Annotated in this window: 21 protein-coding genes; 6 read left to right on the top strand and 15 right to left on the bottom strand. The window is 59.0% G+C overall.

Translation table 11 applies throughout. The features are described from left to right. Positions 1-38: 38 nt before the first annotated feature. The 9 genes from PJL69_RS04980 to PJL69_RS04940 form a co-directional block, all read right to left on the bottom strand. The gene (locus tag PJL69_RS04980; RefSeq protein ID WP_271308660.1) at positions 39-1,397 is read right to left on the bottom strand and encodes a glutamine synthetase family protein; all 1,359 of its coding nucleotides are present in this window, start codon (positions 1,395-1,397) and stop codon (positions 39-41) included. After that, the gene (locus PJL69_RS04975) at positions 1,394-2,077 is read right to left on the bottom strand and encodes a type 1 glutamine amidotransferase (protein WP_271308659.1); all 684 of its coding nucleotides are present in this window, start codon (positions 2,075-2,077) and stop codon (positions 1,394-1,396) included. Before PJL69_RS04975 ends, PJL69_RS04980 begins: the two co-directional genes overlap by 4 nt. Before the next feature lie 58 nt (positions 2,078-2,135). Continuing rightward, positions 2,136-3,452, bottom strand: a complete 1,317-nt coding sequence (locus PJL69_RS04970; RefSeq protein ID WP_271308658.1) for a glutamine synthetase family protein — start codon at positions 3,450-3,452, stop codon at positions 2,136-2,138. 184 nt (positions 3,453-3,636) lie between these two features. Next, positions 3,637-4,443, bottom strand: a complete 807-nt coding sequence (locus PJL69_RS04965) for an ABC transporter permease (protein WP_271308657.1) — start codon at positions 4,441-4,443, stop codon at positions 3,637-3,639. After that, on the bottom strand, positions 4,440-5,330 hold the full coding sequence (locus tag PJL69_RS04960) for an ABC transporter permease (protein ID WP_271308981.1): 891 nt from the start codon (positions 5,328-5,330) through the stop codon (positions 4,440-4,442). Before PJL69_RS04960 ends, PJL69_RS04965 begins: the two co-directional genes overlap by 4 nt. A gap of 107 nt (positions 5,331-5,437) precedes the next feature. Next, positions 5,438-6,145 (bottom strand): transporter substrate-binding domain-containing protein, encoded by a 708-nt coding sequence (locus PJL69_RS04955; RefSeq protein WP_209096141.1) that lies wholly within the window; start codon positions 6,143-6,145, stop codon positions 5,438-5,440. Positions 6,146-6,184: 39 nt separating this feature from the next. Further along, positions 6,185-6,958, bottom strand: coding sequence for an ABC transporter ATP-binding protein (locus PJL69_RS04950; RefSeq protein ID WP_271308980.1), 774 nt, complete (start codon positions 6,956-6,958; stop codon positions 6,185-6,187). A 128-nt stretch (positions 6,959-7,086) separates the two neighbouring features. Continuing rightward, entirely contained in the window at positions 7,087-7,845 is a 759-nt protein-coding gene (locus tag PJL69_RS04945; RefSeq protein WP_271308656.1) for a phosphate/phosphite/phosphonate ABC transporter substrate-binding protein, read from the bottom strand. After that, positions 7,842-8,282, bottom strand: a complete 441-nt coding sequence (locus PJL69_RS04940; protein ID WP_271308655.1) for a TerB family tellurite resistance protein — start codon at positions 8,280-8,282, stop codon at positions 7,842-7,844. Before PJL69_RS04940 ends, PJL69_RS04945 begins: the two co-directional genes overlap by 4 nt. 190 nt (positions 8,283-8,472) lie before the next feature. Here PJL69_RS04940 and PJL69_RS04935 point away from each other — a divergent pair, with 190 nt between their 5' ends. The 6 genes from PJL69_RS04935 to PJL69_RS04910 all read left to right on the top strand — a co-directional run bounded on the left by PJL69_RS04935 (position 8,473) and on the right by PJL69_RS04910 (position 16,272). Beyond that, positions 8,473-10,248 (top strand): sensor histidine kinase, encoded by a 1,776-nt coding sequence (locus PJL69_RS04935; protein ID WP_271308654.1) that lies wholly within the window; start codon positions 8,473-8,475, stop codon positions 10,246-10,248. After that, positions 10,241-11,581: a sigma-54-dependent transcriptional regulator gene (locus tag PJL69_RS04930; protein WP_271308653.1), complete on the top strand. Its 1,341-nt coding sequence runs from the start codon at positions 10,241-10,243 to the stop codon at positions 11,579-11,581. Before PJL69_RS04935 ends, PJL69_RS04930 begins: the two co-directional genes overlap by 8 nt. A 224-nt stretch (positions 11,582-11,805) precedes the next feature. Beyond that, the gene (locus tag PJL69_RS04925) at positions 11,806-12,969 is read left to right on the top strand and encodes an iron-containing alcohol dehydrogenase (RefSeq protein WP_271308652.1); all 1,164 of its coding nucleotides are present in this window, start codon (positions 11,806-11,808) and stop codon (positions 12,967-12,969) included. Positions 12,970-13,118: 149 nt separating this feature from the next. Beyond that, positions 13,119-14,135 carry a C4-dicarboxylate TRAP transporter substrate-binding protein gene (locus PJL69_RS04920; RefSeq protein ID WP_271308651.1) on the top strand — a complete coding sequence of 339 codons (1,017 nt, stop codon included), beginning with the start codon at positions 13,119-13,121 and terminating at the stop codon, positions 14,133-14,135. Positions 14,136-14,216: 81 nt separating this feature from the next. Then, the gene (locus tag PJL69_RS04915; RefSeq protein WP_271308650.1) at positions 14,217-14,852 is read left to right on the top strand and encodes a TRAP transporter small permease subunit; all 636 of its coding nucleotides are present in this window, start codon (positions 14,217-14,219) and stop codon (positions 14,850-14,852) included. Beyond that, positions 14,845-16,272, top strand: coding sequence for a TRAP transporter large permease (locus PJL69_RS04910; protein WP_271308649.1), 1,428 nt, complete (start codon positions 14,845-14,847; stop codon positions 16,270-16,272). The genes PJL69_RS04915 and PJL69_RS04910 overlap by 8 nt, the downstream gene beginning before the upstream one ends. An 81-nt stretch (positions 16,273-16,353) precedes the next feature. Here the strand turns inward: PJL69_RS04910 and PJL69_RS04905 are convergent, their stop codons facing one another. From PJL69_RS04905 to PJL69_RS04880, 6 genes are all read right to left on the bottom strand, one after another. Then, positions 16,354-16,785 carry a TerB family tellurite resistance protein gene (locus tag PJL69_RS04905; protein WP_271308648.1) on the bottom strand — a complete coding sequence of 144 codons (432 nt, stop codon included), beginning with the start codon at positions 16,783-16,785 and terminating at the stop codon, positions 16,354-16,356. After that, positions 16,782-17,075, bottom strand: a complete 294-nt coding sequence (locus PJL69_RS04900; RefSeq protein WP_271308647.1) for a DUF1330 domain-containing protein — start codon at positions 17,073-17,075, stop codon at positions 16,782-16,784. Before PJL69_RS04900 ends, PJL69_RS04905 begins: the two co-directional genes overlap by 4 nt. 74 nt (positions 17,076-17,149) lie before the next feature. Then, entirely contained in the window at positions 17,150-18,076 is a 927-nt protein-coding gene (locus PJL69_RS04895; protein WP_271308646.1) for a DMT family transporter, read from the bottom strand. Positions 18,077-18,177: 101 nt separating this feature from the next. After that, on the bottom strand, positions 18,178-19,260 hold the full coding sequence (locus PJL69_RS04890) for an OmpP1/FadL family transporter (RefSeq protein ID WP_271308645.1): 1,083 nt from the start codon (positions 19,258-19,260) through the stop codon (positions 18,178-18,180). 111 nt (positions 19,261-19,371) lie between these two features. Beyond that, the gene (locus PJL69_RS04885; protein ID WP_271308644.1) at positions 19,372-20,244 is read right to left on the bottom strand and encodes a DMT family transporter; all 873 of its coding nucleotides are present in this window, start codon (positions 20,242-20,244) and stop codon (positions 19,372-19,374) included. Beyond that, entirely contained in the window at positions 20,241-20,531 is a 291-nt protein-coding gene (locus PJL69_RS04880) for a putative quinol monooxygenase (protein ID WP_271308643.1), read from the bottom strand. Before PJL69_RS04880 ends, PJL69_RS04885 begins: the two co-directional genes overlap by 4 nt.

Below are 20,531 nucleotides of genomic sequence, written 5' to 3'. Positions count from 1 at the left end.
CCGCCGGAGGTAATGCCGCCTTTCAGGCGGCTTTGAAATCATACGTTTAGAAGCAGGTGCTCACGTTCCCATGGCGAGATCACGGCGAGGAACTCTTCGTATTCTGTGCGTTTCACAATGGAGTAGACCCGGGCAAATTCTGGGCCGAGGACCTCGTGGAGTGCGGTGGCCTCGTCAAAAAGGTCGAGTGCGCCGCCGAGAATGCGCGGAATCGCTTCTTCGCCGTCATAGGCGTCGCCCTTGAATTGCTTGTCTGGGCGCTCCTGCTCAATCAATCCTAGGTAGCCGCAGGCGAGGGAGGCAGCGATGCCGAGATAGGGGTTGCAGTCCATGCCGGCGATGCGGTTTTCGACGCGACGGGCCTGGGGGCTGGAGAGGGGGACACGGATGCCGGTGGTGCGGTTGTCGCGGGCCCATTCCAGATTGATGGGTGCGGCGTGATCGCGCACGTAGCGGCGATACGAGTTCACATAAGGCGCAAGCACGGCGATGGCGGCGGGCAGATGGTTCTGCATGCCAGCGATGAAGTGAAAGAAAGCGTCTGTGTCGCCGCCTTGTGGCCCCGAAAAGATATTCTGACCGGTTTCTCTATCCAGCACAGAGTGGTGGATGTGCATGGCGCTGCCGGGCTCATCAGCGATCGGCTTTGCCATAAAAGTGGCGTAGCAATCATGGCGCAGGGCCGCTTCGCGGATCAGGCGTTTGAAGTAGAAAACCTCATCCGCCAGTTTGACCGGATCGCCATGCACCATGTTGATTTCGAGCTGTCCAGCGCCGCCTTCCTGCGTGATGCCGTCAATCTCAAAGCCCTGCGCTTCGGCAAAGTCGTAGATGTCGTCAATCACCGGACCGAACTCATCAACCGCCGTCATGGAGTAGGCCTGTCGGGCGGCAGCGGGGCGGCCGGAGCGGCCCATCATCGGTTTGATGCTTTGCGCCGGATCCGTATTCCGCGCGACCAGAAAGAACTCCATTTCCGGTGCGACCACCGGCTCCCAGCCCTTGGCGTGGTAGAGATCCACCACCCTTTTCAACACGTTACGCGGGCTGAAGGGCACAGGCGTGCCATCGGTGTTGTAGGCGTCGTGAATAACCTGAAGCGTCCAATCCCCGGTCCAGGGGGCGGCGGTGGCGGTGTCCCAATCGGGACGCAGGATCATGTCTTTCTCAATGAAGCCTTCGTCGCCGGCAGCCTCGCCCCAATCCCCTGTGATTGTTTGATAAAAAACGGAATCTGGCAGGTGAAAATAGTCTTGGCGGGCAAATTTGCTGGCCGGGACGGCCTTTCCGCGCGCGATGCCGGGAAGGTCAGAGATGATACATTCGACTTCGTCTAGCCGGTGGCCTTCGAGATAGGCGCGGGCGGCATCAGGGGTTTTGGAAAGCCAGTCTGTCATCGGGGCCTCTCTTGGCGGAAGAAGTCAGCGAATTGATCTGCGATTGTTTGGCTGGCCGTGGGTTCATCCAGCTCGTCGATGGCGGCTTCGAGCACCTCTTCTGGCACCAGGCCACGGCCGCGTGTGTTGATCAGCCCGTCCACAAAATCCGCGGAAAACTCAGGGTGCGCCTGAACCGTCAGGGCGCGGTCGCCATAGAGGATGGCCGCATGTTTGCAGAAGTCATTGGTGGCAATGGTCACAGCGCCGGGCGCGAGCTCGACCACCTGATCCTGATGCCAGGCATTCAGAGGGATATCTGTTCCTGCAAAGTCGTAAGTCTGGCGGCCAACGGCCCAGCCGCCTTCAAATTTCTCGACTTTCCCCCCCAGTGCTTGCGCAATGATTTGATGGCCAAAGCAGACGCCAACCATGGGAATATTGAGCGTGACCGCCTCGCGAATGAAATCCTCCAGTGGGGGAATCCAATCGTGATCTTCATAGACGCCGTGTTTGGATCCGGTGATCAGCCAGCCGTCGCATTCTGCAACCGTTGCGGGAAATTCACCATCGACCACTTTGTAGCCTGCGAACTCAAAATCCTGTCCGGAGAGCAGGGTTTTGAACATCTCGATGTAGTTGCCGTAGTGGGGTGCGAGCTCATCGGGGGTGTGTCCGGTGAGCAAAATGCCGATTTTCATGGGTCACCAAATTTGATCAAATTTACCGTAGCGCCGCCATGGGCGTCGCGCAAGCCTGTCATACACGTTCCAGATAGGTTTGCCAGTGTTGCTCTTTAGGGATGTCGGCGAGCTTGTGCAGTTCCTGGCGCTTGGTCATCACCAGATTGCGGATCAGCTCGGCAGGCAGGCAGCGGGCGATGAAGGCATCCTGTTCAAAGAGGTCGATGGCTGCCTCCCAGCTTTCAGCCAGCTGCGGCTGCTCTTGGGCGTATGCGTTGCCGACCACGGGGGCTGGCGGTTTCATGCTCTCTTCGATGCCGACGAATGCTGCGGAGAGCACCGAGGCGAGCATCAGGACAGGGTTCACATCCCCGCCTGCAACGCGATGTTCGATGCGCCGGGCCGCAGGGGGACCACCGGGAATGCGCAGCGCGGCGGTGCGGTTTTCATAGCCCCAGCAGACCGATGTGGGCGCATGTGCACCCGGCGCAAAGCGGTCAAAAGAGGGGCCATGAGGCGCGAAGATCAGGGTTGAGGCGCGCATCGCGGCGAGACAACCGGCGACGGCATGGCGCAAGAGATCGGATCCTTCGGCGCTGCCATCGTCAAACACATTGGCCCCGGTTTCATCCACAACGGAGAAATGGACGTGCATGCCATTTCCGGCGTCGTCAGCATAGGGTTTGGCCATGAAAGTGGCGGCAACCCCATGTTTTCTGGCGGTTGCGCGGATCAGCTGCTTGATCAGCAAGGCGTCCTGTGCGGCCTTCATGGCGGGCTGGTGGTTGAGCGTGACCTCAAACTGGCCGATGCCACTTTCGCAGGTCATGGTCTGCAAAGGGATGCCCATGGCGGTTGCGCCGTTGTAGATTTCGCTGAACAACGCGTCAAAACTGTCAAGTTCATCCACGGACAGCACTTCGCTGGCTGCCAGACGACGACCGTCGCGCGGGCTGTGGGGCGGTTGCAGGGCCTGCCCCCTGTCATCCACCAGTGTAAATTCCATTTCCGTGGCTGCCATCACCGTCCAGCCGCGGGCATCAAAGCGGGACAGGACCTCTGATAGGGCGGCCATCGGGTCGCCGAGATATGGCGCGCCGTCTTCTTGCAGCATTAGCATCAGTGTCAGGGAAGAGGCGGTCGAGAGCCAAGGCATGGGCACTGCACCACGTGTGCTTGGGGTCAGGATACCATCCTGATCGCCGCTTTCAAACACCAACGGGCTGTCGTCGATGTCACAGCCCCAGATGTCGAGATTGAGGGCTGAAATCGGAAGGCGCGCGCCGCCTTTGGCGAGTTTGGCTTCATGCTCCGAAGGGATGCGTTTGCCGCGCAGCTGACCGTTCAAATCGATGGCGGCAATGCGAAGAGTGGAAGGGAGCGCGCTGTCCATGGAGTACCTGCTTGGATAATTTGATCAAATTATCTTTGCCGTTGTGCGGCTTGTCCAGCGATTTCTCGTGGTGTCGGTATCGCGTCGGTATTGCGTCTGTAACGCGACGGTGGAGAAAATACAGCAACGCCCGCCTTGCAAGGGGCGGGCGCAACGGGATTTTTGCAAAAGGCGCGCGAGCGACTCAGCGGATGAGATTTGGCCGGATGCGCAGCTTTGGTGCCGCATTTTGTGGCAGGTGCCGGTTCAGGCGGCGGTTGACGATGCCAAAGCCCCAGATGATCACCAGCGTGAGCAGGATGAAATAGAGCGCCAGAATGGGGTAGGGCACGAAGGGGTTGTAAGTCTTGTCAGCGAAGTAGTTCGCGTAATAGAGCGCATCGCCTTGCTGCCGCCATGCCGGGAAGCCTGAGAAGAACACCAGCGTTGTGGCATGGAACAGAAAGATTGCCTCGTTGGTGTAAGCGGGCCACGCCAAGCGCATCATGGTTGGGAACATGATCCGGCGATAGCGATACCAGCCGGTGAAGCCATAAGCATCTGCCGCCTCTACATCGCCTTTGGGGATGGAGCGCAGCGCGCCGTAGAAGATTTCTGCCGAGTAGGCGGAGGTGTTCAGGAACAGCACGATCAGCGCGCCCAGAGCCGCAGAGGACAGTGGGTTGAAAACGGGCGAAACCCCTTTCAGCGACAGGAACAGGAAATAGCCAAAGAAGAACTGGATGAACAGCGGGCTGCCGCGGAAGAGGAAGATGAACCACTCCGCCGGTTTGCGGGCCAGTCTGCTGTCGGAGTTCTTCGCCACCGCCAAGAGGTTGGCAAAGAGGAAGCCAGTGAGCACGGCGAGCACGCCATAATACACATTCCAGATCATGCCGGAGCCGATCAGGGTGAAGTGCTCACACAGTGTGAAATCGGAACGGGGCAGTAGGCGTTCGCCATAGCCAAGAGAGCGGAAGGCATAGGCCTGAATGGTTTCAAAACAGCTCATGCGGCGCTCCCTGCTTTGCGTTGGGCTTCACCATCCAATGTGGCTTGGCCATGGGACAGGCGGCGGGTGAGGCGGCTTAGGGCGATTTCAGAGATCCGTGTGAACAGGAGGTAGAAGATCAGGAGCGCGAGGAAATACCACATGCGCCAGTCGCCATGCGGGTAGTCGGTGAAGCGGGCGGTTTTGGAAGCCCCGAGGTCACGGGCCCAGTAGACGATGTCTTCGACACCGAGCAGGAACAGGAGCGGGGTGGCTTTGATCAGCACCATCCAGAGGTTGGACAGACCGGGCAGGGCGTAGATCCACATTTGTGGCAGCAGGATGCGCCAGAAGGTCTGGCGCGGGGTCATGCCGTAGGCCTCAGCGGTTTCCAGCTGCGGGCGCGGCACGGCATTCATCGCGCCGTAAAGCACATTGGCGGCAAAGGCGCCAAAGACGATGGCAAAGGTGAAGACCGCCACCCAGAAGCCATAGATCTCATGCACCCATTGCGGAGAGGTACTGAGCGGCATTTTGGCGATGTCACAGACCAGGAACTCGTTTCCTTGGCGGATCGGTTCGGACCAGTCGGGGCATTTCACCTTGTGGCGCAGCCATTCGATGCCTTGATCGAGCGCAATCACAAAGAAAAGGAAAAAGGCGATGTCGGGCACGCCGCGCACGATGGAGATATAGGCTTTGCCAAACCAGCGCAGCAGGAAGAAGCGCGCGCGGGCGGCCATGGCGCCCCCTAGACCAAAGGCCAGCGCGGTGGGCGCGGTCACAGCCAGCAGCAAGAGGACGGTGCCAAAAGAGGCGTAAAAGGCCATGTGCTTCCCGGTGGTGAGATAGCAGCTGAGCCAGGGCAGACTGTCCAGGACAGAGGGATCTGAGCAAAAGGCAAAAATGGCTGGCCTCATTTGGTTCTAGCAAAAGAGGGCCTGTGGCTCTCTTTGTGCGGGATTGGAAAAGGGGGGCAGCCGCCCCCCTTCGTGTTTTAGATGAAACAGGAGGCTTAGAACTGGCCTTCGATTTCCCATTTCTCAAGCAGCGCGTTGAGCGTGCCGTCGGCTTTCATTGTGGCGATAGCCGCGTCAAACTTGCCGCGCAGCTCGTCATCAGATTCGCGGAACGCCATGCCGATGCCGCCGCCGAGGTAGACGTCTTCGATGAAGGTCAGGTCGGTTTCACCCACGATTGGGGCGAGGTAGTCTTTGTCCGCGAGAACTGCGTCCACTTCGCCTGCGTTCACAGCTGCGACGGTTTCATCAGGAGTTGGGAATTCCACCAGAGTGGCACCAGTGGTGGCCACGTGATCGGACTGAATGGTGCCGGTCTGGGCTGCGACAACGGCAGTCTTCACATCCACATCCGCAGATAGGGCGGCGTAGGAGGAGGGCGAAGGCTGGGTGTAGCCTTGGGTGAAGTCCATGGTTTCTTCGCGCTCATCGGTGATGGACATGCCCGCAATGATGGCGTCGTAGTTGCCGGACTGCAGGTTCGGGATGATGCTGTCCCAGTCGTTGGTGACCCACTCGCAGGTCAGCTCGGCACGTGCGCAGAGCTCGTCGCCCAACTCACGCTCAAAGCCGTCGATCTCACCGGCGTCGTTGATGAAGTTGTAGGGAGGGTAGGCGCCCTCGGTGCCGAGACGAACGGTGTCCGCCATGGCGAAGCCTGCGGTCAGCGCCAGTGCGGCGGTGCTCAGGATCAGTTTGTTCATAGTGTTGCTCCCTATGGATAGTTGATCTTTGTTGATTGATTATGCCGCGGTTGAAGACAGGAACTGTTTCAACCGTTCGGATTTCGGATTGCCAAACAACTCGTCTGGCGCGCCTTGTTCTTCGATCAGCCCCTGATGCAGGAACACCACGTGGTCTGACACGTCGCGGGCCATTTTCATGTCGTGGGTTACGATCATCATGGTGCGGCCTTCTTCGGCCAGGGCTTTGATCACGCGCACAACTTCCTGCTCAAGCTCTGGGTCGAGCGCGGAGGTGGGTTCGTCAAACAGCAGCGCTTCGGGCTCCATCGCCAGCGCGCGGGCGATGGCTGCGCGCTGTTGCTGGCCGCCGGACAGTTGCGCTGGGTAGGCATCATGTTTGTCAGCAATGCCCACCTTGTTGAGATAGGCATGTGCGGCCTCTTCAACCTCGGCGCGGTCGCGCCCCAGAACAGTGATCGGCGCTTCCATCACATTTTGCAGAATGGTCATGTGAGACCAGAGATTGAATTGCTGAAACACCATGGACAGGTTGGTGCGAATGCGCAGCACCTGTTTGGGATCGGCGGGTTGGCGGGCGTGGCCATCGCCTTTCCAGCTGACAGGCTCTCCTTTAAAAAGGATGTCGCCTTGCTGGCTGTGCTCCAGAAGGTTGGCGCAGCGCAGAATGGTTGATTTGCCAGACCCGGAAGAGCCGATCAGGGACACCACATCGCCGCGATGGGCGGTGATATCCACGCCTTTGATCACTTCGAGATTGGCGTAGGCTTTGTGCAGGTCGCGGATTTGCAGAACGGGCGTGGCTTCGCTCACAGTGTCCCCATCAGTATCGGGTTGATCTTGGTGCCCCAATAGGAATGAAAATTTGCGCAAATGCAACTTCCAAAAGGACGGTTGAGACGCCATGGCTGACGTTTTGTACCGCACAGCTGACCATTTGGTCATGGACTGGGCGGATTTGGCACAGCGTCATAAGAGCTTTGCGCGATGTTCACCAGCCCTTTGAGCATCAATTCCGCCTGCTCTGAAGGCGAAAGCGCCGCAATCGCCTTCTCTAGAGCGAAAAATATAGGGCTGACGTCTCTGTAAGCGGCGGAGATAAATGGCAAAGCTGGTGTTGGCGCGGTCTGTGCCACGGCCATGAGCGCGCTGGCGAAAGCATCATGACGTTGCATCAACTTCCAACTGACAACATCGAGAGCCGCAAAATCGGCGTCGCCCCGAGCAACCATTTGAGCGGACTTGCGATGGGACCCGCTTTGCAGGCGTGGCCCGATTCGGACGGAGGCTTGTTTGAAGTGCTGCCAGGGGGCGGCCCAGCCGGATTGCGACAGCGTCTCATTGTAGGCCATACGCGCACCATCAAGCGCCGCAATCGGGTGGTCCGACTGAGCCGCAATATGGGCCGCAATATGGGATGTGCGCGTGACGATCACAGAGCAATAATGCCCCGCTGGCACTTCTGAAATGCCGTGATCAGGCGCGCCAATCAGCGCAACCTTGCCTTTCAGATATATGCGGAGCGGATAGCCGCATGTCTGTGCAAGCAGCAGTTCAGGGTTTTGCCACAGCGCCCAAAGATCTTTGGGATCTGTGCGCTTTTGCGGCCCATCACCGTAGGCCTCCACGAACAACTGACAAAGCCGATCATGGACCGCCGCGACTTCGGGGCGGTCATACATCGGCAGCGCCACAATCATCCGCGGGCAATCACACGTTGGCGGGCGCGGGCGCTGTCCACATCAGAAATGCCCAATAGATTGGCCGCCAGTCGCAAAAGCGCATCCTCGCGGCTGTCGCGCTCCCCATCAACCAGCACAACCTGCCACATCGCTTCGATCACCGAGACCCGCTCTTCCAGCGGCACAGCGTCTTTGATGGCGCGGGTGAAGCGTACGGTGTCCGGCGCCTCGGATTCCAGCGTTTCCGCCTCTTTGCGCAGCGCGGTGGCCTCAAAAGGGGACAAGCTGTAACGCTCAGCCAGAATGCGTTCGATGCGGGCGGCCTCATCTGGATCATAGCTGCCATCTGCGCGGGCGATGCGCACCAAAAGCGCGCTCAGCGCCAAGCGGGCATCCATATCAGAGAGGGGCTCAGGGGCGGGCGCCGTCAGGCGTTTCAGGAAATCTGCAAACATAGGCGAAGATGTAAGACTGCAGGGCGGGGGCGGCAAGTTCTGTTTCTCATACGTCAAATATCCTGGCGAGGGTGCGGCGCCTGCCGCGACCGGGGCGCCGTCTCATATCGAAGGTCGCCCCAAAATCCCATTTGCAGTTTCGGCAGCATGCACTAGCTTGCCTGCCACTGTTCCTTATGGGCTTTTCGCAATGGCACGCCTGTCTTTGATCCTGTCGCTCGTCGCCACACTTTGTGTGGGGTTTGTTGTGCAGCGCGTGGCGCTTGACCTGTTTCTGGCAGAAGAATTTGAAAAGTCCGAAGGCCAACTCTCGCTTTATCGCAGCACAGTGGTGGCGGAGCTTGAGCGGCACAGCCACCTCACCCACGTTCTGGCACAGGACAGTTTTGTGATGGCGGCATTGGCTGGGGCGGACACCGGGGCGCTGAACGCCCGTTTGGCTGATTTTGCCGCAAGGGCCGGTCTGGACGCGATTTACCTGATGGATGCATCGGGCATTACGATTGCGGCGTCAAACCACGACAAACCCCATTCGTTCATCGGGCAAAGCTATGCGTTTCGGCCATATTTTCAGGAAGCTTTGGCTGGGGTGCAGGGGCGGTTTTATGCGATTGGGACTACAACGGGAGAGCCGGGGTATTTCATTGCGGATGCGGTGCGCGAGGACAGGGCGGAAACGCAGGGGGTGATTGCCCTGAAAAAGAGTTTTGGAGATCTGGAGACCAGTTGGGCCAATGCCGGAGAGCAGGTGATTTTGGCCAATCGCGATGGGGTGGTGTTGTTGGCGTCAGAGCCAACGTGGCGCTATCGGGTGTTGTCACCGTTGAGTGCAGCGCAAAAGCAGGACATTATCGCCGCGCGGCAGTTTCTGGGCCAACCGCTGGATCCGTTGGCCTGGACGTCAACAGGCGACGGTCAGGCAGAGATTGCGGGCGCGCCGCGTTTGCATTTGGTGGCGCAGGATTTGCCTGATGGGTGGGAGCTGCATTACTTTGCCAATAATGAGCGGGCCGTGGCGCGGGCGTGGCTGGCAACCGCCGTGGTGGTCTTGCTGGCGGGGTCGGCGTTGGTTTTGTTTCAGGTGCAACGGGCGCGGCGGATTGGCCGCGCTTTGCGTCGGGCAGAGCAGGAAGAGGCGCAATTGCGCCAAACCAATGCGCAGCTGGCGGTGGAGATAGCGGAGCGTAAGACCGCGCAAGCACAGCTTCAGGCGACGCAGAAAGAGCTTTCGCAGGCGAGCCGATTGGCCGCGCTGGGGCAGCTTTCGGCCTCTGTGACCCATGAGCTGGGACAGCCTATTGCGGCCATGCGCAACCATCTGGCGGCGGCGGAACTCAACCCGAAAGGGGCGGCGGGGCTGGGTGCTGATCTGAATGGATTGGTGGCGCGCATGGAAGGCATCACGCGGCAGCTGAAGTTTTTTGCCACCAGCGGCAAGGAGCGCTTTGAGGCGTTTGCGCTGCAAAGCGCGATGGACTCGGCCCTAGGGTTGGTTGCGCCCAACCTTGAGGCGGGTGGCGTGACCGTGATGCGTGATATGGCAGAGACGCCTGTGCTGGTGCGTGGCAACCGGCTGCGGGTGGAGCAGGTGATGACCAATATTCTCCGCAACGCCTGTGACGCGATGGAGGATGAGCCGAGGGCGGCGGTTCTGACTGTGCGCGTTTGGGCGGAGAAAGATTGCGCGGCATTTGAGGTGGCGGATACAGGGCACGGTTTGGGCGATGAGAACTTGCAAAACCTTCAGGAACCCTTTGTTACTAAGAGAGAAAGCGGTAGAGGAATGGGGCTTGGCCTGGCGATTTCTGCGACCATTGTGAAAGACCATGGCGGCCATATGACAGCGCAGGACAGGGCGGCAGATTGTGCGCAGGGTGCGGTGTTTCGCGTGACGTTGCCGCTTGCTGAGGCGGCAACAGGGCGTGGCGCGTTTGCAGCGCAACGAAAGGACATAGCAGATGAGTGAAGCGCCAACCTACAGCCTGCTGATTGTGGATGACGACAAAGCCATGCGGCAGTCTCTGCTGGCGCTGATGGCCGCGGCGGGCTGGCAGGCGGAGGCGGTTTCGCGCGGCGACAAGGCGCTTGAGCGGCTGACCACTATGGTGCCTGACGTTATCCTTTCAGATGTGCGTATGCCGGGGATGACCGGACTTGAGTTGCTGGCCGCGCTGCAGCCGCAACTGGCACCGCCTCTGGTGTTGATTTCGGCGCATGGGGACATTCCCATGGCGGTGGAGGCGATGCAGGCTGGGGCCTATAGTTTTGTAGAAAAGCCTTATGAGCCGCGCCGTTTGCTGAGCATTCTGACCCATGCCGCCGAACAGAGCCGGATGCGGGCAAGCAACAATCGCCTGAAGGCAAGGCTTTATGAGCTTTCGGGATTGGATCGCATCCTTCTGGGGCGGACGCAGGCGGTGGCCCATTTGCGCGAAGAGGTGCTGGACCTCGCACCGATGGAAGAAGCGGTGCTGATCCAAGGGGAGACGGGCACCGGAAAAGAGTTGGTGGCGCGGGCCCTGCATGACCTTGGGCCACGTGCAGAGCAGCCGTTTTTGGCCATCAACTGTGCCGCGTTGCATCCGGACAGCTTTGAGGCAGAGATGTTTGGCACCGCCGAAGGAGGCAAGGGGCGTTTGCAGGCGGCCTCTGGCGGGACGTTGTTTCTGGACGAAATCGGGGCCTGTCCATTGGCGGTGCAGGCGAAACTCTTGCGGGTGATTGAGGATCAGCAGGTGTTTCCGACTGGGGCTGCGACGCCGGATGCGGTGGATCTGCGGATCATATGTGCCACCAATGAAGATGTGGATCTGGCCGTGGTTGAAGGGCGGATGCGTCAGGATTTATTGTTTCGTATCAACACCTTTATTCTAAAACTTCCACCACTTCGGCAGCGTCTAGATGACGTGATGTTGTTGGTTGCGCATTTTCTGGATGACTATGCACGGGTGCATGAGGTGGCCGTGCCAGAGCTTGATCATGAAGATGTGGCCACACTGATGGCACATGACTGGCCGGGCAATGTGCGGGAGTTGCGTAACGTGTGCGCGCGCCGTGTGATGCTGGCGCGTCGGGGCGGTGGCACCATGACCGCAGCCATGGCACAGACGCCAAGTCTTGAAGAGGTGCCAGAAACCCTGCGTGAGGCCGTGGCGGCCTTTGAGCGAGAGTTGATCGGCAAGGCGATCAAAGCCCATGAGGGGCGCATGGATGCGGCGGCAGAAACCCTTGGGATCGGGCGACGGACGTTGAACGAGAAGATCGTGAAGTTGGGTTTGAACAAGGAGGCCCTGCTTTAGCGGTGGTGTGATCTGACACGCCAGATTGACGCAACGTCGCATTTTAGAAATGTCCTGTAAGCTACTGTAATCATGTTTGTTTCAATTTCAGGGTGTTCTGGGTGTTGCTGAGGCGAAATATTGCGCTTGCAATGGGCCAACTGTCTGAGGAAGCATTTGTCTGACGTATGAGTGGCGCGTGAGGAGCGGGCGGCTCTGCAGCTTGGACAGAGGATAAGAGCAACATGTCAGCGTTTAATATGGGAGGCGTGCCACCGGTGACTTTTGGTCCCGGTCGGCTGGCAAAGGTTCCAGCGATTGTATCGCGTCTTGGAGGCGGGCCGGTTTTGATCGTGGCGGACTCGATTTTGGCGGAACTTGGCGTGACAGAACGGCTGGGGGAGATACTGGCGGGAAAAGGCATCGCATTTGAGGTGGCTGCGACGGTCGCTGGCGAGCCAAAGCAAGCGCAGGTGGATGCGCTGTGCGCGCAGGCACGCGCTGTTGAGGCGCGGCTGGTCATCGGCCTTGGCGGCGGTGCGGCGATGGATGCGGCCAAATTGGTTGCTGCTATTGCGCCGAGCGGAGACCCGGCCAGCACCTATGCGCTTGCAACGCGGCCTTTGCCGAAAAATGGTCTGCGGTCGATTGCCATTCCGACAACGGCAGGCACCGGGTCTGAGGTCACGCGAACTTCGGTTGTGTCATTAGAAAGTGGTTGGAAAACATGGTATTGGGGCGAGGAGCTGATGTTTGATCAGGCCGTGCTTGATCCAGAATTGACGCTCAGTTTGCCTGCCAATCTCACCGCATGGACGGGTATTGATGCGGTGACGCATGCGCTGGAGGGCGCAACCGCGCGTGCGACCAACCCGGCGGGACAGCTTTATGGATTGGAGGCGCTGCGCATACTTTCGAAGCATCTGCCAAAAGCGGTGGCAGATGGCAGTGATATCGAGGCGCGTGGTCATGTGCTTTGGGGCAGTTTGGTGGCGGGGCTGGCGCTTCACAATTGCAACACGCACATGGGCCACAACATCAGCCATTCACTTGGCTCTTTGGCGCGCGTGCATCACGGGCTGGTGACCGGGCTGGGGCTTGAGGTCAGCCTGCCGTGGCTTGTGGCGCGCCCAGAGGGCGCAGAGAATTACGCACTGGCGGCGGAAGCCCTTGGCGCGGAACGCGATGCTGCGGCGCTGCCTGGCGCGCTGTCAGCCTTGATGCGGGCTTGTGAGATCCCGGCAGAACTGCCGGCCGAATGTGCCGGTCTGACCGTTGCGGCGCTGGCTGCAGAGATGAAAAACGACGCCAATCACGGCATGTCGCAGAACGCCGCCTGTGCGGTGTCGTCCGAAGATCTGGATGAAATGGCGGGGATGGTGATGCGTTTGCCAGTGGCAGCAGCATAAAGTCACGCGCTGACACAAAACGCACCTGTCCTTTTGCCCTGCGGAAATCCGCAGGGCAGCGAAGATCAGCCATGCGAATTCCTTCATTGGCATCTGCCGAGAGCTTCGTCATGGTAGGAACATAAAACTTACGCAATCGGGAGGAAATTATGCGTAAATTGATGAGCCGGACCGCCGTGGCGGCCCTGTCTATGGCATTTGTCACCGAAGCAATGGCCACCGAGTGGAATGTCTCTGTCTGGGGCAAGCGCCGCGCCTTCACCGAGCATGTTGAGAAACTGGCGGAGTTGGTGAGCGAAAAAACCGGCGGCGAGTTCACCATGAACATCAGCTATGGCGGCCTGTCCAAGAACCGTGAAAACCTCGATGGGATTTCCATCGGCGCGTTTGAAATGGCGCAGTTCTGTGCGGGTTATCACCGTGACAAGAACCGCGTGATCACCGTGCTGGAGCTGCCGTTCCTTGGTGTTGCGAATTTGCAGGAAGAGCTGGCTGTGTCTGCCGCAGTATATGGCCACCCAGCCGCAGCGGAAGAGATGGAGCAGTGGAACGCCAAGCTTCTGATGACCTCGCCCATGCCGCAGTACAACCTTGTTGGCACCGGCGATCCACGCGACTCGTTGGCAGACTTTGACGGCATGCGCGTGCGCGCCACTGGCGGTCTGGGCAAAGCCTTTGAAGCCGTGGGCGGCGTGCCGACTTCTGTAACCGCGACCGAAGCCTATCAGGCGATGGAAAGCGGCGTGGTGGACACCGTGGCCTTTGCGCAGCACGCGCACCTGTCTTTCGGCACCATCAACCAAGCGGACTGGTGGACAGCCAACCTGAACCCCGGCACCGTGAACTGCCCGGTTGTGGTGAACATCGACGCTTATGAAGACCTGTCTGATGAGCACCGTGCGGCGCTGGACAGCTCTGTTCAGGAATCGCTGGATCACTATGTGGCGAACTACGGCACGCTTCTGGAGAAGTGGGACAGCGTTCTGGAAGAGAAGGGCGTGGCCAAGGTTGAGATCGACGATTCTGTGATCGCGGAGTTCCGTGCCAAAGCGGCCGATCCGATCCGCGAAGCCTGGATCAAAGACATGGAAGCGCAGGGCATTCCGGGTCAGGAGCTCTATGATCTGGTTGTGAAAACTCTCGAAGATCACCGCGCAACCAACTGATAAAAATAATTAAAATTGCGGCCTCGGTGAGTTCCGGGGCCGTTTTGTATCTGACGTGTGTCAGGTAGAAGGGGGAAGGATATGGCCGGTGCCTCTGCCGTGCTTGAAGACAACAGTGTGCTTAGCAGACTGGATCGTCACCTGCTCAAGCTGGAACAGTTTTTTGCATTGCTGAGCGGCCTTGCCGTGTTCAGCCTGATGTTTTTGGCCGCCTATTCGGTGGGCGGGCGCAAGTTCTTTGCGTCGCCACTGTCGGGATATGTGGATTATATCGAGGCGCTGATGCCGCTGATTGCGGTGATGGGGATCGCCTATGTGCAGCGTGATGGCAGCCACATCCGCATGGATATGGTGATTGGCAAACTCAAGGGCCGTGCGCTTTGGGGGGCGGAGTTGCTGTCTGTGGTGCTGATCCTGGGGCTTATGATTGCGCTGACCATGGGCAGCTGGGCGCATTTTGAGCGCTCCTTTGATTGCGCGCGTCCGCTGTGTTCGCGCGACAGCTCGATTGATATTGGCCTGCCGATCTGGCCCTCCAAGCTGGTTGTGCCGGTGGCATTTTCGGTGATGTGTCTGCGGCTGGCGCTGCAGGTCTGGGGTTATGGACGGGCCTTTGTGCTGAATCTGCCAAGCCCGGTGGCGGTGCCGCTGGTGCAATCCATCGAAGAACAGGCCCGTGCAGAGGTCGATCAGCTTGGGGATGCTGACAATGGATAACATTACAATTGGTCTTTGGGTCACGGGCGGGATGCTCCTGCTTGTGGTGCTGGGAATGCGGGTGGCCTTTGCGGCTGCGCTAGCTGGCTTTGTCGGGATTGTCTGGATTTTCTGGGCGAAGTCCGGCTATGCGCCTGAAAAGTTTCTGTATTGGAATGAGCGGCGGGAGATCTGGGACGGGGCTTTGGGCAAATCCATCGCCATTGCCGGATCGGTGCCGCATTCCAAAGTGTCCTCTCAGGCGCTGAGCCTCATTCCGACCTTCATCCTGATTGGCTATCTGGCCTATTACGCCAAGCTGACCACGGCGCTGTTTGATGCAGCCAAGAAGTGGATCGCCTGGGTGCCCGGAGGGCTGGCGGTGTCCACTGTGTTTGCGACCGCAGGCTTTGCGGCGGTGTCGGGTGCGTCGGTGGCGACAGCGGCGGTGTTTGCGCGGATTGCGATCCCGGAGATGCTGAAGGTGGGTTACAACAAGCAGTTCGCTGCGGGCGTTGTGGCGGCAGGGGGCACTTTGGCCTCGCTGATCCCGCCGTCAGCGATCCTTGTGATCTATGCGATCATTGTGGAGCAGGATGTCGGAAAGCTGTTGCTGGCAGGGTTCATTCCCGGTGCGTTCTCCGCTGTGGTTTACGGCGCGATGATTGTGGGCATTGCCATGATCTTCAAAACCGTCGGCCCGCCGGTGAGCGGCTTCACATGGCGTGAGCGTTTTGCCGCGCTGCCGCCGGCCTTGCCGATTGTGGCGGTGGTCGTGATCATCATCTTCTTTGTCTACAACCCTTTTGGCGATGCCTGGGGCACACCGACAGAGGGTGGGGCCGTGGGGGCGTTTATCGTCTTTCTGCTGGCGCTGGTGCGCGGGATGCGCTGGCCGGAGCTGAAGTCTGCGCTTTTGGATACGGCCAAGCTGACGGTGATGATTTTCACCATCATCTGGGGGGTGCTGATCTATGTACGCTTCCTTGGGTTTGCCGATCTGCCGGGGGCGTTTTCGGACTGGACTACAAGTCTTGAGATGTCGCCGTGGCTGATCCTGATCTGTATTCTGCTGGCCTATGCGGTGCTGGGCATGTTCATGGACGCGATTGGCATGCTGCTGTTGACTTTGCCGGTGGTGTATCCTGCGGTGATGGCACTGAACGGTGGCGAGGCCGTGGCGGCGGCGGACAGCACATTTGGGATGAGCGGCACGATGTGTGCGATCTGGTTTGGCATTCTGGTGGTGAAGATGGCGGAGTTCTGTTTGATCACCCCACCGATTGGCCTCAACTGCTTCGTGGTGGCCGGTGTGCGCGATGATTTGAGCGTGCAGGATGTGTTCAAAGGCGTGACACCGTTCTTCATCGCGGATGCTGTGACGATTGCCTTGCTGGTGGCCTTCCCATCCATCGTGCTTTGGTTGCCAAGTCTGGCTTAAACCGATGTAAAACTGAAAAGAGCGTCGACTGTTCCCCAGTCGGCGCTTTTTTTGTTTGATGTTAAACGTTTTGGAATCGGGTCAGCTGGTTGGGCCGACCGGGCTGTCCTCCGGTTTGATGCCTAGCATCGCCTCGATCTCATGCAGGCTGGCGTCTTCCTCAGGGGCGTGTGCGCCATCTGCCTCGATCACGGAAACCAGCTTTTGCACGACTTCCAAGCGATGCGGATAATCCACCGTTTCGCGGATCAGAGTGGCGAAGTCGGGCGTGCCGGGTGCGGCGTGTTCCAGCTTTTCGCAGGTGGCGCGCAGCTTTGCAGCCTCGATCGGGTTCAGATCAAAAGAGGCGGCCAGAATTTTGTCAATCTCGCCGATTTCTTCGACATCGTAGTGGTTGTCTGACTTTGCCACGCGCACGAGAAGCGCCCCAAGGGCAAGCTTTTCATCCGGCTCAGGTAGGGGCGGGGTGTCTGGCGTTCCACGCAGGCGGTGTAGAAGCTGGTCCCAGATCATGCGTCGTAGCCCTCCACAATGACAATGTCGCCTGTGCTGACAGGCTCGCGCAGGGATTTGGCATATTGGTAGTCCTCGGAATGATAGCAGGCCAGAGCGGCCTCATAGGAGGGAAACTCAATCACCACATTGCGGCTGCGGGAGGAGCCTTCGGGGTTTTCAAACTGGCCACCCCGGATCAGGAAGCGCGCGCCGTACTCCGCGAAAGGCTTGGCGTTGGCCTCTATGTATTTTTTGTAGCCTTCGGCATCTTCGACGTCGACACGTCCGATCCAATATCCTTTTGCCATGCTGCCCTCCGCGTGTGGTCTTGCTTAGGACTGACCGTGCCAAGCCGCGCGGGACTTGGCAAGGCAGCATTGTGTTAAATACGCGACGGTCTTGCGCGCAGACGGTGCCAGAGGCGGCCATCCAGGACCAGCAGACCCAAGGCGAGCAAGGCAAACCCAGCAAAGGCGCGGGGATGCAGGGTTTCGCCCAGAAAAAATGTGCCAAGCAGGATGGCAAAGGGCGGCACCAGAAGCGTGACCAGAAGCAGGTTGCCGCTGCCTGCGGCGGCCAGCAGGCGGTAGTAGAGCAGATAGGCGCCAGCGGTGCCAAGAGCGGCGCCGTAGGCAATGGAAGCCCATGTAGAGGCGGTAAGTTGCAAGGAGAGCGGGGCTTCGACGACGTGAGCAAGGGGCAGGGACATGAGCGCTGAGCAGGTGAGCATCCCAGCGGCCGCCACAGTTGGGCTGCAGCCCGCAAGGTGCTTGCGCGCCCAAATCCCGGCAAACCCGTAAGAGAGCGTGGCGAGAAGTGCTGCGATCTGGGCGAGCGAGCGCGGATCAAAGGTGATCAGGTGGTTGAGGCCAATGGCGGTGGCCACGCCCAGAAATCCAATCGCCACACCAAGCGCTTTGGCCCATGTCAGACGCTCATCTGGCAGAAAGAGCGCCGCCAGCAGCACTCCGAAGAAGGCCGTGGCTGCGTTGAAGATGGAGGCCAAGCCGCTCTCGATGGTGAGCTGGGCGAAATTCAGAAGGCTGAAAGGAATGAGGTTGTTCAAGAGCCCCATGATCAGAAACGCCCCCCAAAGGCGCGCGCCTTTGGGAAAGGTGATGCCGCGCATCAGGATCAGCGCCCAGAGCAGGAGCGCCGCCCAGAAAGTGCGATGGGCCACTAGGGTTATTGGGCCGATCTCGTTAAGCGCGATGCGGTTGGTGAAGAACACGGCGCCCCAGAGGGCCGCGAGCACGAAGAGCTCCGCCCAGGCACGCGGGGACAGGGATTTTTGAACAGGTGCGGTCATGAGGTCAGACTAAAGTTTGGCATTGGCCCGTGCACTCCGAAACCTGCGCAAAAGAAAAGCCCCGCCGGATGGCGAGGCTTTGGTGTGATCTATGTGCGCGGTTAGAAGCGGTAGCCGATGCGGATGCCACCGCCCCATGCTTCGTTGTCGTTGAAGTCAATGTTGCCAGCTGCACCGATTGGGAAGAACTGATCGCCCGGCTGTGCATAAGTGATCGCACCTGAGACAGAGAGTTGATCGTTGATTTGATAGGTCGCCCCAAGGCCGATGCTGCGTGAACCTGTGGTCGGTGCCAAAGCAGTGGTTGTTGGACGATCCCCGGCGCTTTCGTAGCCAAATTGCAGCGCGAGCGAGAGCTTATCGTTGATCTGACGGCCAACACCCAGGCTGTAGGTGATGGTGTCATCATCAAAGTTCACCCACTGACCATCCACAGTGTCGAGGCTGAAGCCGCCCCAGCCAACCCAGCGTACAGAGCCGAACAGCAAAGTGTTGGCCGCGATACCTGTCTGGAAGTCAAGGTTGACGCTTTCTGGGAAATCAACGTCAAATGTGCGTTCTTGCGCGCCGGCAGGAGCTGCCGCATTTACGCCCTCGAGCCCGCTTTTGACCTCAGTTGCGTAGGTGAGTGCTACGCGTAGCGCGATTTCCGGTTTTTCATAGGCCACACCCACGACGCCGCCGAGGTCAAAATCACTGTCTGCGCGCAGGATGCCGAGGCTGGACTGGATCACGCCGTCCACCTTTAGCGCGCGCGCCCCACCGTGAATGCTGAAACCATTGTCAAAGCGGTACTGCAACAATGCCGTCACGGCGTCGCTGTCGATCTCTGCGAGGCCATCAAACGGCAAGCCAACCACGCCACCCGCCGACAAAGGCCCGTCGGTGTAGTGAATGTGCGCGCCGAACGGTTGGTCGTAGATCAGGGCGAGATCGAGGTTGTCGGTGATCTCGTGTTTGTAGCCAAATGACAGGTTGCTGAATGACTGAGCAACGTCGTTTGAGTTGCCAACGATGGCATTGGTTCCTGTTACACTGGGGTTGGCATATCGGTAGGTGAACTGTGCATAGTTCCCCTCCTCAAACAGAATGTTGACACCTTGGCCTGAGCGGTCGATGCCTCCAGCGTAAGATGCTCCTCCAACCATCGCGAGTGCGGTGGCTCCCATAAGCATTTTCTTCATGTGATGCGTGTCCCGTATAGTCCTGAGTTATTTTATTTCTCTTCCAAAGCTATTCGCGCATCTTTATCCAAGTCAACTTAGCCAATCGGGTAAAATACCCGTGACTTCGCGTCAACCTGTCGCAGATTTGCGGCGCACTTCTATGAGTATGTTCAAGTAATTCCCTGCAAAAATCAGCAGTGCACCCAACATCACCCAAATATCGAGTTTTTCGCTGTAGAGTGTCATTCCTACAACAGCGATCAACGGTAATCGGATAAAATCGATGGGCATCACCACCGCAGCGGGAGCGAGTCGAAGGGCTGTGGTGAGGCAGTAGTGGGCGACCAACCCGGCGCAGCTTATCAATATCACCCAAGGTAAACTGGTGAGTGACGGCAGCGTGATGTCCCCGTCGAAACCGGCAAACAGCAGGCCAAGTGCCGCCTGCATGATGGTCAGGTAAAACAGAATACAGGTGATGGTTTCGCTGCGCGTGAGCTTGCGTGTGAAGAGCGCTGAGAGGGCAAAGCCGATGGCCGCAGTGGCCGCAGCAAGCTGGCCAATGTCAGCGGTTTCAGGCGAGGGGCGGGCGACAATGAGGATGCCGACAAAGCCGATCAGCGCGGCAAGAAGGTCGATCGGGCGCAAGCGTTCGCCTAAAATGAGCGGGGACAGCAAGATTGCCCATATCGGGGAGGTGAACTCGAGCGCAAAGACCTGTGCGAGGGGGATCGCGGTGATCGCGTAAAACCAAAGATTTTGGCCCGCAAAATGGCTGGCGTTTCGAATGAAATGCAATCCTAGGTTGCGGCTGGTGATCTCGTTCATAGTGCCTGCGATGGTTGCAATGCTGACGACGATGATGATGCCGATGAAGCTGCGGTACATCATGATCTCGAAGGTATCGAGCTCCAGAGACACGGCGCGGCCTGCGATGGCCATGGAGGTGAAAGAGAAGATGGCGCCACTCATCCAAAGCGCGGCTTTGAGGGTGTCACTCACGCGGGAACCTCGGTGATTTGATAGTGGCGCGGGATGCCAGCGGTGACTTTCGCCCAGTCAGAGGCAGCGGCACGGGCTTGATGGGCGTCAAAGGCGGCCCGATCTGTGAACAGCTCGGCGACCTGATAGCGGCCTTCGGTGTTTGGGTCTGGGGTGACGTCGAACGCAAGGCAGCCGGGCTCTGCGCGGGTCAGGGCAATGTGGGCGGGCAAAGCGGTGGCGACTGCGCTCTGGCGGTCTGTGGGGACGTCTATGTGGCCGGTGAGGCGGATCTGGGGCGCGGTCAT

The sequence above is a fragment of the Shimia sp. MMG029 genome (genome assembly GCF_027947445.1).
GTDB lineage: Bacteria > Pseudomonadota > Alphaproteobacteria > Rhodobacterales > Rhodobacteraceae > Shimia.
The sequence above is the reverse complement of the archived record's forward strand: the minus strand, read 5'-3'. Positions and strand labels throughout refer to the sequence as shown.

Coding starts and splice junctions, on each gene's coding strand:
- PJL69_RS04880 (WP_271308643.1), bottom strand. CDS start 20,531: ATGACCGCGCCCCAGATCCGCCTCACCGGCCACATAGACGTCCCCACA.
- PJL69_RS04920 (WP_271308651.1), top strand. CDS start 13,119: ATGCGTAAATTGATGAGCCGGACCGCCGTGGCGGCCCTGTCTATGGCA.
- PJL69_RS04915 (WP_271308650.1), top strand. CDS start 14,217: ATGGCCGGTGCCTCTGCCGTGCTTGAAGACAACAGTGTGCTTAGCAGA.
- PJL69_RS04925 (WP_271308652.1), top strand. CDS start 11,806: ATGTCAGCGTTTAATATGGGAGGCGTGCCACCGGTGACTTTTGGTCCC.
- PJL69_RS04890 (WP_271308645.1), bottom strand. CDS start 19,260: ATGAAGAAAATGCTTATGGGAGCCACCGCACTCGCGATGGTTGGAGGA.
- PJL69_RS04970 (WP_271308658.1), bottom strand. CDS start 3,452: ATGGACAGCGCGCTCCCTTCCACTCTTCGCATTGCCGCCATCGATTTG.
- PJL69_RS04965 (WP_271308657.1), bottom strand. CDS start 4,443: ATGAGCTGTTTTGAAACCATTCAGGCCTATGCCTTCCGCTCTCTTGGC.
- PJL69_RS04930 (WP_271308653.1), top strand. CDS start 10,241: ATGAGTGAAGCGCCAACCTACAGCCTGCTGATTGTGGATGACGACAAA.
- PJL69_RS04975 (WP_271308659.1), bottom strand. CDS start 2,077: ATGAAAATCGGCATTTTGCTCACCGGACACACCCCCGATGAGCTCGCA.
- PJL69_RS04910 (WP_271308649.1), top strand. CDS start 14,845: ATGGATAACATTACAATTGGTCTTTGGGTCACGGGCGGGATGCTCCTG.
- PJL69_RS04895 (WP_271308646.1), bottom strand. CDS start 18,076: ATGACCGCACCTGTTCAAAAATCCCTGTCCCCGCGTGCCTGGGCGGAG.
- PJL69_RS04905 (WP_271308648.1), bottom strand. CDS start 16,785: ATGATCTGGGACCAGCTTCTACACCGCCTGCGTGGAACGCCAGACACC.
- PJL69_RS04900 (WP_271308647.1), bottom strand. CDS start 17,075: ATGGCAAAAGGATATTGGATCGGACGTGTCGACGTCGAAGATGCCGAA.
- PJL69_RS04940 (WP_271308655.1), bottom strand. CDS start 8,282: ATGTTTGCAGATTTCCTGAAACGCCTGACGGCGCCCGCCCCTGAGCCC.
- PJL69_RS04935 (WP_271308654.1), top strand. CDS start 8,473: ATGGCACGCCTGTCTTTGATCCTGTCGCTCGTCGCCACACTTTGTGTG.
- PJL69_RS04945 (WP_271308656.1), bottom strand. CDS start 7,845: ATGATTGTGGCGCTGCCGATGTATGACCGCCCCGAAGTCGCGGCGGTC.
- PJL69_RS04980 (WP_271308660.1), bottom strand. CDS start 1,397: ATGACAGACTGGCTTTCCAAAACCCCTGATGCCGCCCGCGCCTATCTC.
- PJL69_RS04955 (WP_209096141.1), bottom strand. CDS start 6,145: ATGAACAAACTGATCCTGAGCACCGCCGCACTGGCGCTGACCGCAGGC.